Raw genomic sequence first — 15,203 nt, forward strand, 5'->3', positions numbered from 1 at the left:
TGATTTTATTAGTTTTAGAAATGTTTGCATGTTGATTTTATGATGCGCACGACTTTTTTAATAACTAAAGGTTATAAATGCTTTGAATTTTCTATTTATTATGGAATAAGAGGGCGGCTATATTCAGGCTATCAAATTAGAGTGAGGGTGCGTGATGGAGATTGTAACTTTACCGGGTCAAGCCGCAGGTGGAAAAGTGTGGCTAGTAGGTGCAGGCCCTGGTGATGTTGATCTGCTAACTGTCAAAGCTTATAGAGTGTTGCAAAGTGCTGATGTTGTGCTGTATGACGCTTTAGTTAGCGAAGATATCATGGCGCTTATTCCTAATAAAGCAGAGAAGATAGCTGTGGGGAAACGTGCGGGCAAGCACAGTGCAGCACAAAGCGAAATCAACCAACTGTTGGTGACCAAAGCATACACCCGCAAAAACGTAGTGCGCCTTAAAGGTGGCGACCCGTTCATTTTTGGTCGTGGCGGAGAAGAGTTACAGACGATTGTTGAAGCGGGCCTTTCATTTGAGGTAATACCAGGGATCACTGCCGCAAGCGGCACCGCAGCTTATGCGGGGATCCCACTAACCCATCGCGATTATGCCCAGGGCGTCAGTTTTATCACTGGTCACTGCCAACTAGAAAGCCGCCCTATGGATTGGCAGGGCTACGCTAACCCGAACAATACTTTGGTGGTCTATATGGGGATCCTAAACGCCAATATCATTAAAGCAGGTTTACTGGGTGCAGGGCGCTCAGCAGATACGCCTGTTGCTATCGTATCAAAAGCGACAACTCATGAGCAGCGTACCTTTGTTGGCACGCTCGATAATATTGAACAGCTTGCAGCAGACCCTGAACTTGTTATGCCAGCCCTAATGGTTATTGGTGAGGTGGTTGAGTTGGCTGATAGCTTGAACTGGTTTAAGCCTCAAGATATCCCAAGCAGTGATCTGAGTTTGAACAAACAAATTAAATAGATGTGCTTAGCACAATAGAATCAAGAAGACGGAGAACTAGCATGGCCGCCAAAGAGTTAAGCCATTTGCAACAATTAGAAGCTGAGAGTATCCAGATTATCCGTGAAGTTGCGGCAGAGTTTGATAACCCAGTAATGATGTATTCCATCGGTAAAGACTCTTCAGTGATGCTGCATCTTGCACGCAAAGCTTTTTATCCTGGAAAGATCCCATTTCCTTTACTGCATGTCGATACTGATTGGAAATTCAAAGAGATGATCGCCTTTCGTGATACACAGGCGAAAGAGTTTGGTTTTGAATTGCTAGTACATAAAAATCCTGACGGTATTGAAATGGGCGTAGGTCCGTTTACTCACGGCAGTGCAAAGCATACCGACATCATGAAAACTCAAGGGCTTAAGCAAGCACTGAATAAATATGGTTTTGATGCCGCTTTTGGTGGCGCACGTCGCGATGAAGAAAAATCTCGAGCAAAAGAGCGAGTGTACTCGTTCCGTGATAAGCACCACACTTGGGACCCGAAAAACCAGCGTCCAGAGCTATGGCGTACCTATAACGGTGCTGTTAATAAAGGTGAGAGTATCCGTGTGTTCCCGCTGTCCAACTGGACTGAGCTTGATATTTGGCAGTACATCTACCAAGAAAGTATCGAGTTAGTTCCGCTGTATTTTGCTAAAAAGCGTCCGGTTGTTGAGCGTGATGGCATGATGATCATGGTTGATGATGACAGGTTGCCTTTAGAAGAAGGCGAAACGGTTAAAGATGAGTTAGTGCGTTTCAGAACGCTAGGTTGTTACCCATTAACAGGGGCAATGCATTCAGAAGCGGATACGTTAGAAAAGATTATCGAAGAGATGTTGTTGACCCGCTCAAGTGAGCGACAGGGACGACTTATCGATTCAGATCAAAGTGCCTCGATGGAGCTCAAAAAACGTCAAGGTTACTTCTAAGCGCGGCAAGTTACAGCCTTATTAGATTTTAAAGGAATTACTCATGAATCAAGCAGTCAATAACAACACCCGCTTAGCCGCAGAGCTCGAAGATTTAGGTGTGAAAGAATATTTATCACAGCAGCAACATAAAGGTTTGCTGCGCTTTTTAACTTGCGGTAGCGTCGATGATGGTAAAAGCACCTTAATTGGACGTTTACTGCATGACAGCGCCCAAATTTATGAAGACCAATTAGCCAGTCTAAAAAATGACAGTGCTAAAGTGGGCACTACCGGCGAAGAGATTGACCTGGCATTACTTGTTGATGGCCTACAGGCCGAACGTGAGCAAGGGATCACCATCGATGTTGCTTATCGTTACTTTTCAAGTGACAAACGCAAGTTCATTATTGCCGATACGCCAGGCCACGAGCAGTACACTCGCAACATGGCAACAGGTGCTTCTACTTGTGATCTAGCGGTCATTTTGGTTGATGCGCGTTATGGCGTGCAAACACAAACACGTCGTCATGCTTTTATTGCTTCGCAGTTAGGTTTACGTCATTTTGTGGTTGCGATTAACAAGATGGACTTGCTTGATTTCGACGAGAAAGTTTTTAATGACATTAAAGCTGAGTTTGCTGAATTTGCGGCGCAGCTAGGTGATATCGACATTCGTTATGTGCCGTTATCAGCATTAAAAGGCGACAACGTCGTTGAGCGCAGTGCGCAAACACCTTGGTATACCGACGGTACTTTGCTAGAGCTATTAGAGACCATTGATACCCGCCGCGAACTCAATAGTTTGCCTGTGCGTTTTCCTGTGCAATATGTATTGCGCCCCGATCTCGATTTTAGGGGCTTCTCTGGCACACTGTCTTCAGGAGTTATTAAAGTCGGTGATGAGCTGGTGGCATTACCATCAGGTAAGCGCAGTAAGGTTGAGCGTATCGTGACATTTGATGGTGATCTTCAAGAGGCTATCGCAGGACAAGCGGTAACCTTAACACTTGAAGATGAAATCGATATTTCTCGTGGCGATCTATTATCACAAGTTGAAGATGCACCCACGCTGGCTAATCAGGTGAGCGCTGATATCGCTTGGATGGACGAAAAGCCGCTACAAGTAGGCCAGTTATATGATCTAAAAGTGGCCGGTAAAAAGCTACAAGCGAGTGTAGCGAATATTGAGTATTTAGTTGATATCAATACACTAGAGCGCAAAGATAGCGAGGTGATTGGTTTAAATGACATGGCGCGAGTAACGCTTGAGTTAAATGAAGCGATTGCCATCGACCCATACACTTTGATCCGAGATACCGGTGGCATGATCTTAATCGACAGGCTGTCTAATGCAACCGTGGCCGCAGTTATGGCAGTAACAACAGCTAAAGCGAAGCAGGCTACTAGCCAGTTTACTGATTTTGAGCTGGAGCTTAATGCATTGATCCGTAAGCAGTACCCACATTGGCAAGCGCTAGATATTAGCAAGTTAGAGGGCTAGCCGTGTCAGAGCTGTGGGTGTTATCGAGCATACTGTTTGTCCTTGTTGTAGCCTTAATGGCTGGAGTATGGACACCCGCAGCCCTATTTTTTACAGCCGCATTAACCACCTATCTTCTTGGAATGGTGGAGTTGGAAACTGCATTGGCAAGTTTTACCAATGCAGGATTAGTGACGTTAGTGTTGATTATCTTGTCGACGGCAGCACTAGAAAAAACTTCGTTACTCGGCAAACTGAGCCAAGTGGTAGGCCAAGGCTCGTTGGCATCAACTATGGCGAAGCTAGGCTTATCGACCGCGCTGCTGTCTTCGTTTACTAATAATACGGCGGTGGTGTCATCTTTAATTGGTGTGGTAAGGCGCAATCAGTCTCACGCACCGGCTAAGTTATTATTGCCATTGTCTTATGCGGCCATTCTCGGGGGAACCTTAACGCTAATAGGTACCTCTACCAATCTAATTGTGAACTCTTTTGTTGAAAATGCTGGCCTAGAACCGCTAGGTTTTTTTGAATTCTCAATGATTGGTGTAGTGATCGTCACCCTTGGTGTCGGTTTACTGGTATTGCTCGCCAATGTGTTACCAGACAGGCGGGAAGAAAGTGCCGAGGAAAGCTTACCTTACCTGCTTGAAGCTCGTGTGGCTAAACAGTCGCAGTTGATAGGTAAGAGTGTGTTGGATAACCGCTTACGTGCATTGAAAAAGCTTTACTTAGTTGAATTAGAACGCAGTGGTATACGAATCTGCCCTGTTCCACCGCATTTGGTGCTGCAAAGTGAAGATATACTACGCTTTGGTGGCGCAGTGGAGTCGGTGGAGCTATTACATCAGTTTGATGGTCTCGAATGGTTTGGCAAGCAACAAGCTAAAGGGCAGAATCTCATTGAAGCTGTGCTTTCGCCGACATCAAATCTTGTTGGCACCTCGTTAAAGGCATCAAAGTTTAGGGAACGTTTCGATGGTGCTGTATTGGCAATTCGTCGTGGACACCACCCGTTAAAAGGTGGCCTCGGTGATATTGAGCTGCAAGCGGGTGATGTTTTATTGATTACTCCCGGTGATAGTTTCAGCCATAACGCTAAATTAGCCGCTGATTTTGTCGCGGTAAGTGGTCTGGATTTGAGTGTTCGTCTAGATAGTAAGCGCAGTCGCTGGGTACTCGGTGGTTTTGTATTGACCATTTTTGCCAGCCTCATTGGTGCCTTACCGTTGATCAAAGGTTTGATTCTACTATTGATTAGCTATGTCGCTATTGGCGCTGTGAGTTTGACTGAATTAAAGCGACGCTTTCCTATTGAGCTGGTTGTCATTGTTGGCAGTGCACTTAGTTTAGCTAATCTGATGTTATCTACTGGGCTAGCAAATGATATTGCTAGTTTTATCTTGACGTCACTCAATGGGTTTGGTGTTTTTGCCGCTTTTGTCTGTGTGTATTTTTTAACGTTATTGCTAACAGAGCTTATTACCAATAATGCGGCAGCAGCGCTCGCTTTCCCGGTGGCTTACGCCATCGCCTTAAATTATGGCGTCGATACTCGGCCATTTATCTTGGCTGTCGTTTTTGGCGCAAGTGCGAGTTTTATATCGCCTTACGGTTATCAAACTAACCTAATGGTTTATAGCGCGGGTAATTATCGTTTTAGCGATTTTTTAAGAGTGGGAATACCTTTATCGGTATTGTACTCATCGATAGTCATTATTTTGGTGCCGCTGTTGTTCCCGTTTTAGATTTTAGTCAATCTTAAGCGTGTTACCTGATAGCGCGGCGCAATGTTATTTATTAGATTAAAGTTCTGGAGTGGTTATGTCTGACATCGTTTGGCACCAACATAGTATTGACCAAGAGTCTCGTGCAAAGCTGAAAGGGCAGAGCCCTGTACTACTATGGTTTACCGGGCTTTCTGGCTCTGGCAAGTCAACGCTAGCTGGAGCATTAGAGCGGGCACTATATGATGCAGGTTTTCATACCTATTTACTCGATGGTGATAATGTTAGGCACGGTCTGTGTAAAGACTTAGGCTTTAGTGCTACTGATAGAGATGAAAATCTACGCCGAGTGGGCGAAGTTGCCAAGTTGATGGTTGATGCCGGTCTAGTGGTGCTATCTGCTTTTATTTCGCCGACTAAAGAGGAGCGCGAGCGCGTTCGTGCCCTTTTTGACGAGGGGCGCTTCATTGAGGTTCATGTGTCTACGCCGATAGAAGTCTGTGAAGCGCGTGATCCTAAAGGACTTTATAAAAAAGCCCGAGCGGGTGAAATAAAAGACTTTACCGGGATCTCTGCACCTTATGAGACTCCGACTGCGGCAGAGCTGACCATAGACACCAATAAAGGTGATTTAGCATCTCAAGTTAGCGCGCTGCTCGACTATCTCGCTGCCATTCAGGTGATTGACGGAGCTAAGCTAAAAGCTGCAGGTTAGTATTCACTTAAACTGAGCTGATAATGCCATACATGGATTCATGTATGGCATTTTTGTTTATATGGTAGTTTAGTACTCCAGCAGAATTACCAACAAGGGATAGTTAATTCTGTGAGAGCTAGAGGTGTCGTTAAGTTATAGGGGCTGTGAGGCGGTGTTTTTTGCAAAGCGGTTATTTAGATAAGCTAATAGGTTCTTTCGATAAATGAAGTTACATTCCTACAGGAGAATAGTGGTCGATGCCTAAGGCTGAACTATCGAAAATTATGTCCTTTGAGACAGGGCAAAAACTTGCTGAGTGGCTCAAAGAAAACCACGCAACTGAAACTGAGTTGTGGGTAAAGATATTTAAGAAAGGCTCAAAAGTACAGAGCGTGACTTGGGATGATGTGGTAGTAGAGGCTTTATGCTGTGGCTGGATCGATGGCATAAAGAAGTCGATTGATGAGCAAGCGTACCTTCAGCGTATTACCCCAAGAAAGCCACGCAGTAATTGGTCTAAAAGAAACACTGAGCATGTTGAGCGTTTGCTAAGTGAAGGGCGGATGAGGGAGAGTGGGCTTGCTCATGTGAGTGCTGCGAAAGCAGATGGACGTTGGGAAAATGCATATCGTATCAGTGAGATGGAAGTGCCCGCAGATTTCTTAGCTGAATTAGAGGTTCTGCCGCAAGCCAAGCAGTTTTTTGAAACACTGAATAAATCGAACCGTTATGTTATCGCTCACGCTCTGGAAAGTGCTAAGAAAGCAGATACTAGGCAAAGGCGATTTACAAAATACATGACCATGATGGTTAATAAACAAAAGCCGTAAATAATAGAGGCTCTGTATCAACAACTATCAATGTAGTGCGCCCTTTATTAAATGACTAACTAATCAATCCGAAAGACTTGCGCAAATACCGCTTTCAGTGCTTTGATGTAGCTGGTGTCAGTATTGAAGTGGATCAACTGCGCTAGTTCATCGCCTACCGGCGTGAAACGGTAATAACTGAAAAACAGCTGACCGCTTTTAGGTGTGAGTTTTAGCTTGATATTGCTAAGCGCAAAGTTAATCGGCTTTTTACTACTAAGTAGGCCTGTTTCGAGTTCACTGCGATGCAAGATACCAGCTTCAATCAAAGTTAAAATATTAGAATAGGGTAGACCAAACTGCGATAAACCTATATTAGTTTGAGTCGGTTTTTTAAATAGATTCCCTAAGCCACTGGCATGCTTAAAGCCAATGATTAGCTTCAATTTACTCTCATTATTAACCAGTACTGACATCCCCAAGGCTTTTTCCAGTATCTGCGCTTCTTTGTGGGTTAGCTGCTTTAAAGTGGTTAATGTACGGAGGCTAAAGTTACCCGGGTTGGTGATCTCGCTGGCTAAAATACGCCCCCAAAGCTCCTGCATTTTGCGGTTGTGGATCTGCTCTGCAAGTTGAAAGAATTGGTGCGCCCAATCGGCGTCGAGATCCATACCGGTAACATCTGAGGGTGTTTGGCTTATGGCAATCTTATAGATAGTTTCTAAATTTGACTGGTACTGGTTAGCGAGTTTTTGCGCTCTATAAGCACTGCGCTCGGTAATGGAAGCACTGCTGGGTCGGTAATCACCTTCGCTGCTGAGTCCGAGCATCCGCCCAAGGAGCAGTGCTTTCTTTCTTGCTGACACATCGGCTGACGTAGCGCTATCAACAACAGTTGGTTTGTCTGTATGCGCTTTCGTGTCTTGCACTGTTTCAACCATCAGCCGAGTCCTTTGTAAACATTACAGTTATCTTTATGCCGAACAAGTCGTTCATTGTCTAGCTATTTATCTGCGTTAGCCAGTGGTGGCAGTTTGCCAAATAGCGCGACCTCTTCGCCCCTTTGTGGGTGGCGAGGCACATTTATCGCTAAGATCAGTGAGCAAACAGCGAAGCCCGCGCCGATGTAAAATACCAGCGCTGGCGAGGTTAGCCACAAAAGTCCTAGAAGTGCAGGGATCACCACCGCCGCAATATGGTTAATGGTGAAACTGACTGACATGGTTGCCGCTATATCTTTGGGGTCGGCAATTTTCTGGAAGTAAGTTTTTACCGCTATCGCCATCGCAAATAAAAGGTGGTCAATCACGTAGAGCGCTGCGGCAACTTCTGCGTGCTCGACTAGTGCATAGCTGACAAACACCAGTATTAAACCAATATATTCGATCGTTAGTGCATTACGCTCACCAATACGGCCAATGAAGCGGCCTATTGCAGGGGCAAATAACAGATTTACCACGTAGTTGATTAAGAACAGTGAGGTGATTTGGCTGATGCTATAGCCAAACTTCTCAACCATCATAAAGCCAGCGAACACCATGAAGATCTGTCTTCTGGCGCCAGAGAAAAAGGTCAGCATGTAATACAGCCAGTAGCGCTTTCTAAGAATGATTTTCTTGTGTTGTACTTCGCCTTGAGGAAATGTCGGGAAATACAGAGTAATGGTGATGACCATCACCAAGCCTAACACCCCTATGATGGCGTACATCCATTGATAATCGAGCTGTAGCCAAGTCATTATTAACCAAATACTACCATAGCCCATCAGAGCGGCTGCACTGCGCCAAGCGAGTGCTTTTCCTAAAAAGGCTGCGGTATTTTTCTTTTCAACCCACTGCAAGGTAAGCGATTGGTTGATGGTCTCAAAGTAGTGAAAGCCAATCGACATTAATACCGTAGTGATATACAGCCCAAGTACCTGTGGGAAGAATCCTGTTATCGCCACCCCAATACAGAGCAAAGCTAAGGATAGCAAGGCAAACGCTTGTTCCTTTATCAGCAATAGGACAAAGATAGCGGTGAATGCAAGAAAGCCCGGTACCTCTCTCAAGCTTTGCAAAATGCCTATTTCAGCACCTGTAAACTGTGCCCGTTCGATGACAAAATTGTTGAGCAGCACCTGCCAAACGGCAAAAACGAGTGACATGATAAATGTCATCAAAAGTAATAGCTTTTGCGGGTTATTCTTCATTGAAACTATCCATGTACTACGGCGAAAGGATGAGCAGTATATACCAATCCGTAAAATGTGGGGGACTCAAGATGGTTTAACTTTTCAGGGATAAGTCTTGAGTCACGGCTGCAATAAGTGACTTAAATACTACATAGTTCTTATCCCAATATGGACTAAAGCACCGAAAAATAAACGAGTCTCATGTTAACAGGGCTCAGTTCTTGCGCTGCTTGTTAAAGCTTTTTCTGACCAACCAATTGACATACTGACTGGATTCTAACGGAGCATATTTTCCAACATTTGCTGGGTGTTAGCTCTTTCTGGCGTATTAAAATTCATCGTTTACTGAGTAGGGGCTGAATAAATGAACATTGCTTGTGTTCGAATCGCCCGTTTTTTGCGTAACAAGTTTGTCATGACTAGTTAATTATAGTATTTGCTAATTTATTTTTTCACTTATACTCTTCAATTTTTATGCTGAGGGTTTGTGTGTAAGTTTTTGATAGTTAGCTGTTTACCTTTCTTTTTAGATGTGGCTTACAGCTGTTAATTTGCTTTGGCTAATGTAAGTTGTTTGTAAATTATATTGTAAAGAATAATGCAAATCGTTCTCATTTGAGGTAGTTTGGCGGCAATAATTAGGGATGCTGGATTCCAGCAAGAATCAATTGAGAGCCGTTTTATGAAAAACATGTCAAAACATGTGAAGCTAAACCTACTCGCTGCAACTATCGCTGGTGTGTTTAGTGCTAGCGCCATGTCAGCAACAGATCCAGAAGCATTAGCCGCTGCCATTGCCAAGCAAGAAGCTGAACTGGTGGTCTTGAAGGGCCAGCTGAAAGAGTTGGCTAAGCAGCAGCGAGAGCAGCAAGCTCAAGCTGAACAACAAAAAGCGCAGCAGTTAGAGCAGCAAACTGCAATTGAAACGGTTCAAGCTGAATCTAGCAAACTAAGTAAATTCTCTTTTAAGTCATACGGTAGTGTCATCTATACCAATGATGAATATTACGACAACGTTCAAGATACAACCCCAGAGCGCCGTGGTCGCTTTGACCTTGAGCGAATTGTGACTGAGTTTGGCTATCAGTTTAACGATGAGTGGGACATGGAAGTTGAAATTGAATATGAGCACGGTGGTACTGGTTCATCTTTAGAATACGACGGCTTTGATGAATTTGGCGAGTTTGAAGCTGAGGTTGAAGCTGGCGGCGAAGTAATGATCGAAAAGGCACAAATTCGTTATCGTCCAAGCGACGCGTTTGGCGTTAAATTCGGTAATATCCATCTGCCTGTTGGTTTGAGTAGCACTCTACACAAGCCTAATCAATACCTTACTGTTCAGCGCCATAAAAGTGAGGCTGCAATGCTTCCAGCTGTTTGGAATGAAAACGGTATTGGTATTTTTGGTGAAATCGCTAATTTCCATTATCAAGCGCAGGTTGTCAGCGGTTTAAATTCTGAATACTTCCGCACTTACGATTGGGTAGCCTCTGGTCACCAAAAACGCTTTGAGCATGTTAATGGCGATGATCTGGCATACGTCGTACGTTTAGATTACGGCAATTTTAAAAACGGTTCAGCTGTTGGTGTTTCGTATTACTACGGTAATACCAGTGGTAACCGTCATAAAACTAACAAGATGAGTGCTGATGGCACCGTGGGCATTTTATCTGTTGCTGGCGCCTATGTTGAAGGCCCGTGGATTTTACGTGGTCAATATCTTAACGGAACCTTGAGTGACGCAGACGCAATCACTCAAGCGAATAAAACAACCCCGGGTCTAAAGCCTGGTAACTTTGCCCAGCTTGGCAGTGAGTCTGAAGCCTTCTTTGTCGAAGCTGGCGTTGACTTAAGCCACTTCACCTCTATTCCTGTCACTGTTTTTGCCAATATCGATTATTCAAACCCGCTTAAAGAGGTTGAATCAGGCATCGCCACTAAGCGATACGAAAATACCTGGATTAGCGGTGGCATCAACTATTTCCCAATCCCTGAGATTGTTATCAAGGCTGAGGCTGGTGTACAGCAAGTTGCTGTGTCTTCAATTCCTGATACCAACTTTTTCGCGCTGGGCGTGGGCTATCAGTTCTCGCTATAAACAATCAAACACAAGTTAGCTTAATCAATTTACCTAAGTTATAAAAAAATGGAGTTTTTAATGAAACAATTTACTCATTCAGCGGTTGCTATCGCGTTAATCTCTGCACTTGCTGCATGTGGTGGTTCTGGTTCCGACAGTACACCAACAACTGAACCTGATAACTCTTTCTCGTTCGATGCCACTGATATGGTGACTAATCTTACTGAGGACGTCATCGTTGCCGGTTACAATGACTTAGCGGGTGAAGGTGAAGCATTGTTACTCGCAACGCAAACATTGGTTGCCACACCTACTCAAGCTAATTTGGAAGCTACGCAAGATGCATGGAAAGCGGCGCGTCAGCCATGGGAGCAAGGTGAATCACATATCTTCGGCCCAGTAGACTCAATGGGTATTGATCCACATTTAGATAGCTGGCCTTTGAACACGATTGATTTAACAACGGTACTTTCTACAACCACTGGTTTTGATGCTGAAACCATCAAAAGTTGGAATGATGACGTGCAAGGTTTCCATACTATGGAGTACCTGCTCTTTGGTGACGGTGTCGCTGACAACACTAAAGCCATTGCAGAGCTAACGGCCAATGAACGTGATTACTTAATGGGTCTTGCTGAAGTGTTCCGTGATTACACTAAAGATCTCGATGATGCATGGGTTGTTAGCCATGATGCAAGTAGCGGTAAAGCTTATGGCGAGTTACTTAAAAATCCAGGTAGTGACGGTAATACATTCTACAGCTCAAACGTTGGTGTGGTTGAAGAGTTAATTAACGGCATGATTGGTATTGTGGATGAAGTGGGTAACGGTAAGATTGCCGATCCTTTTGGTGAGTCTGTAAGCAGTGCAGATACGTCAAAGGTTGAATCTCAGTACTCTTGGAACTCGTTAACTGACTTTAGTAATAACATCATTGGTGTGCGTAATGTTTATCAAGGTGAGCTGACGGGTGCAGCTGACAAGCAAGGTATTGTTGATTTTGTTGCCGCGGCAGATAAAGACTTAGCCACGCGTGTCGGCACTGAAATTGATAATGCTATTTTGACTATTCAAGCAATTGAAGGCTCAAATGACATGCCATTCCGTCAAGCTATCTCTGATACTGAAGGTCGCAAACGTATCCAAACTGCAGTTGATGCATTATCAAAACTGCAAACAAGTCTTGAGTCAGATGTACTTCCACTCCTAAAGACGTGGAAAGTGTAAATAAGTGACTTTTTAAAAGGCATAGGGTTAATCCCTATGCCTTTTCATGTTAATCACCGGCGCTTTAGTCTTTAACTGCTAGCCAGCTTACAAACTTAAACCGACGGTAGAACGTGTGTGGTAAAGCAAATGCGAAATAAAAATTATAAATTTAGTGTCAATCCTACCAAGCTTAATGCTTTAGCTTTAGCTGGCATATTGAGCTTGTCGGCCTGTGGCGGTAGCGGTGATGATGAGACGACACCTACACCTACTCCCGAAGAGAAAGTCTACCCTAGCTATACCGATATCACTGCTAGTGGCGGTGATACCACCACTTATGATGCATCTGAATCCGGTCATGGTTTTTCAACACCTGCCCCCAATTTAACCGCTGATGAACTTGCGTTACATTTAGACGGCGACCTTGGCTTCGAAACCGCTTTTACAACTGCGCCTAACCCCGCACATCCAGATTTAGATGGTCTCGGTCCAGTATTTAATAATGCCGACTGTAACTCTTGCCACCAACGTGATGGCCGTAATTCAACGCCGCAAGTTGCTACCGGTGAAACCCGGGTTAAGCTGGGCTCTGAAGCTGGTATTTTTTTAAGGATAAGTAAAGCACCCGATGAGCCATGTATAACAGGTACCGTGGCAAACAACTATTGTGCACCAATCGCAGTACCAGATTTTGGCGGTCAGTTATTTCATCGTGGTGTGTTAAAGGCACGCTCTGACTGGCAGCAAAACATGTTCATTGGCCAGGCTGATGTATACCTGTCTTATGAAACAAAAACAGTTACCTATAGTGATGGCACTAGTGTGACGCTAAAGAAACCGCTATTTGATGTAGAGAATCCTTACGACGCACCAGGTGAAACTAAATCAAGCTCAAATGTGACCTCAAATCTGCTCCAAGACGATGTGCTCATGGGCTGGCGTAATGGCATGCCAGTGTTTGGTTTAGGTCTTTTAGAAGCTATTCCTGAAGCCGATATTGTGGCAAATGTTGATGCTGAAGACAGTAATAACGATGATATCTCTGGACGTGCAAACTATGTCTTTGATGCCGTTAAAGCGCAAAATGGTGACAGTAACCCGGTATCGCTAGGTCGCTTTGGTTGGAAAGCCAATACACCAAGCGTCAGAGTGCAGTCATTAGGTGCATTGCGGGGCGATATAGGTATCACTAACCCGCTATTTCCCGATGAAAGTATTAAAGGTACCGCGCTACATGATGATTATCTAGTACGCACCGGCTTTACCGATACAGGTGAGGGGGTTGATGGTGAACCTGAAGCCAATGCTGAATTTAGTGACTCAGTCGTGTTTTACGCTGAAACATTAGCGGTGCCAGCAAGACGAAATGTCACTGACCCAGATGTTAGAGAAGGTGCGCGTCTGTTTGAGCAACTTAACTGCAGTGGCTGTCATACGCCTAGCTTTGTCACTAAGGCCTCGGGTGATATTGGTGGCACCGAGATGATTGCTGGGCATAAGAGCCAGACTATTTATCCCTTTACTGACATGCTGCTGCATGACATGGGGGATGAGTTAGCGGATGGACGTCCTGATTTTCTTGCCGATGGCAATGAATGGCGAACCCGTCCACTATGGGGTATAGGCTTGACCCAAACTGTCAACCCTCAAGCTGGTTTCTTGCATGATGGTCGAGCAGCCACACTGGAAGAAGCGATTTTATGGCATGGCGGCGAGGCGCAGCAAAGCACTGATGACTTTATGGCTCTTAATGCCGATGAACGTGCTCAAGTTGTTGATTTTTTGATGTCTCTCTAATTTAATGCAGTTACAATCAAAGGGAATACAGTTTTATGTATTCCCTTTTTTAATTTTGTGAGGTAGGTAAAGATAAAGCGGATTATCGCTTAGAAGCTCGTGATCTGATTCAATTAAAAATACTGAATTTTCACCTATGATAAATCTAATTCAAATTTACCTATAGGGAACCATCTGGTGAGTAATATTCTTATCGTTTATTCAAGTGTACATGGCCAGACCCGCAAAATTTGTGCTTATCTGGAAGAGAAACTGGTTGCTTTAGGCAATCAGGTTCAGGCTGTGAGTGTAAGCGATAAAATCGATATCGCTAAATTTGATAAAGTGATTATCGGCGCCAGTATTCGCCATGGAAAACATAACCCAGCGGTTTATGACTTTATAGAAGCGAATCAAACACAACTTGAGCAAAAGCCAAGTAGTTTTTTCTCGGTCAATTTGGTTGCGCGAAAGCCATTAAAAAACACGCCTGAAACTAATCCTTATATGCAGGCTTTTATAGAGAAGTCGCCGTGGTTACCTAAACTAGTTGCAGTATTTGGTGGAAATCTTAATTACCCTAGTTATGGTATTGTTGATAGAAGCATTATTCGCTTCATTATGTGGATGACCAAAGGGCCAACCGAAGCCGATACCAATATTGAGTATACCAATTGGCTCAAAGTCGATGCTTACGCTGATGACGTTAATCAGCTTTCGATTTAACGATATCTTTAAGTTGAGGTAAGAATGGCAAAATCCAGGTTGCGACAGCTATTGAGCGTTTTTGCGGCACGTCAGCACATCATGGTTATTGCTAGTGTTGCTTACCTCATATTGACCAGTGGCTGGATCCTAATAGGGCGAAGTTTAAGAAATAACGCCAGCTTCTGGGATCTCAGTCATGTTTACCTTGGGTTATTCGCTGCATTTCTTGCCGTTTCATTCTTAATTACGACCTGCCTAAAAGGAAAATGGCGTCAGTATTTCCCGTGGCTTATAGCAGATTTATCACAACTAAAAAGTGACTTGCAGGGGCTGGCAAAAGGTAAGTTACCTATTGCGGGGGGGAGAGGATTATTTAGTATTGTTGAAGGCTTAGGACTGCTAATTTTTTTAGCTGTCGGGCTGACTGGAGTTTTGTGGTTTGTAACCCAAGGCACCAGCGATGCGCTAATGTGGCGTAGTTATCACATCTATTGTGCCAAAGGCTTTATCGGCTTTATCGTGGTGCACGTTATCTTTGCTGGTTTACATCTGCTCGACTTTATTCGGAACTAATCCTCACTAATACTGAAACAAAGCTTTTATCTTTAAAGGCTTTAAACTAACTTATCCTTATGGAGTCAT

At 44.1% G+C, this 15,203-nt stretch carries 13 protein-coding genes; 11 read left to right on the forward strand and 2 right to left on the reverse strand.

All coding sequences use genetic code 11. The features are described 5' to 3' along the window. The first annotated feature begins 154 nt into the window (after window positions 1-154). The 6 genes from cobA (at window position 155) to L2730_RS02080 (ending at window position 6,636) form a co-directional block, all read left to right on the forward strand. Window positions 155-970 (forward strand): uroporphyrinogen-III C-methyltransferase, encoded by an 816-nt coding sequence (cobA, locus tag L2730_RS02055; RefSeq protein ID WP_248973066.1) that lies wholly within the window; start codon window positions 155-157, stop codon window positions 968-970. A gap of 41 nt (window positions 971-1,011) precedes the next feature. Continuing rightward, window positions 1,012-1,920 (forward strand): sulfate adenylyltransferase subunit CysD, encoded by a 909-nt coding sequence (gene cysD, locus L2730_RS02060; RefSeq protein ID WP_248973067.1) that lies wholly within the window; start codon window positions 1,012-1,014, stop codon window positions 1,918-1,920. 43 nt (window positions 1,921-1,963) lie between these two features. After that, complete coding sequence (cysN, locus tag L2730_RS02065; RefSeq protein ID WP_248973068.1) at window positions 1,964-3,403, forward strand: sulfate adenylyltransferase subunit CysN; 1,440 nt, start codon at window positions 1,964-1,966, stop codon at window positions 3,401-3,403. Window positions 3,404-3,405: 2 nt separating this feature from the next. Then, window positions 3,406-5,130, forward strand: coding sequence for an SLC13 family permease (locus tag L2730_RS02070; RefSeq protein ID WP_248973069.1), 1,725 nt, complete (start codon window positions 3,406-3,408; stop codon window positions 5,128-5,130). A gap of 76 nt (window positions 5,131-5,206) precedes the next feature. Next, window positions 5,207-5,824 (forward strand): adenylyl-sulfate kinase, encoded by a 618-nt coding sequence (cysC, locus tag L2730_RS02075; protein ID WP_248973070.1) that lies wholly within the window; start codon window positions 5,207-5,209, stop codon window positions 5,822-5,824. Window positions 5,825-6,063: 239 nt separating this feature from the next. Further along, window positions 6,064-6,636, forward strand: a complete 573-nt coding sequence (locus L2730_RS02080) for a YdeI/OmpD-associated family protein (protein ID WP_248973071.1) — start codon at window positions 6,064-6,066, stop codon at window positions 6,634-6,636. A 59-nt stretch (window positions 6,637-6,695) separates the two neighbouring features. Here L2730_RS02080 and L2730_RS02085 read toward each other — a convergent pair whose 3' ends face one another. Together L2730_RS02085 and L2730_RS02090 are read right to left on the reverse strand one after the other, a co-directional pair. Beyond that, complete coding sequence (locus tag L2730_RS02085) at window positions 6,696-7,556, reverse strand: TIGR03899 family protein (protein ID WP_248973072.1); 861 nt, start codon at window positions 7,554-7,556, stop codon at window positions 6,696-6,698. 62 nt (window positions 7,557-7,618) lie between these two features. After that, a complete protein-coding gene (locus L2730_RS02090) occupies window positions 7,619-8,806 on the reverse strand; it encodes an MFS transporter (RefSeq protein WP_248973073.1) in 1,188 nt (395 codons plus the stop codon). A gap of 664 nt (window positions 8,807-9,470) precedes the next feature. Between L2730_RS02090 and L2730_RS02095 the strand changes: the two genes are divergently transcribed. From L2730_RS02095 to L2730_RS02115, 5 genes are all read left to right on the forward strand, one after another. Then, a complete protein-coding gene (locus L2730_RS02095) occupies window positions 9,471-10,886 on the forward strand; it encodes a hypothetical protein (protein ID WP_428848421.1) in 1,416 nt (471 codons plus the stop codon). 60 nt (window positions 10,887-10,946) lie between these two features. Further along, window positions 10,947-12,095, forward strand: a complete 1,149-nt coding sequence (locus L2730_RS02100) for an imelysin family protein (RefSeq protein ID WP_248973074.1) — start codon at window positions 10,947-10,949, stop codon at window positions 12,093-12,095. 129 nt (window positions 12,096-12,224) lie between these two features. Further along, window positions 12,225-13,874 (forward strand): di-heme oxidoredictase family protein, encoded by a 1,650-nt coding sequence (locus L2730_RS02105; RefSeq protein WP_248973075.1) that lies wholly within the window; start codon window positions 12,225-12,227, stop codon window positions 13,872-13,874. Window positions 13,875-14,051: 177 nt separating this feature from the next. Further along, the gene (gene hemG / locus L2730_RS02110) at window positions 14,052-14,579 is read left to right on the forward strand and encodes a menaquinone-dependent protoporphyrinogen IX dehydrogenase (RefSeq protein ID WP_248973076.1); all 528 of its coding nucleotides are present in this window, start codon (window positions 14,052-14,054) and stop codon (window positions 14,577-14,579) included. 24 nt (window positions 14,580-14,603) lie between these two features. Then, a complete protein-coding gene (locus L2730_RS02115) occupies window positions 14,604-15,134 on the forward strand; it encodes a cytochrome b/b6 domain-containing protein (RefSeq protein ID WP_248973077.1) in 531 nt (176 codons plus the stop codon). Window positions 15,135-15,203: the final 69 nt, after the last annotated feature.

This window comes from Shewanella kaireitica, assembly GCF_023284045.1.
Lineage (GTDB): Bacteria > Pseudomonadota > Gammaproteobacteria > Enterobacterales > Shewanellaceae > Shewanella > Shewanella kaireitica.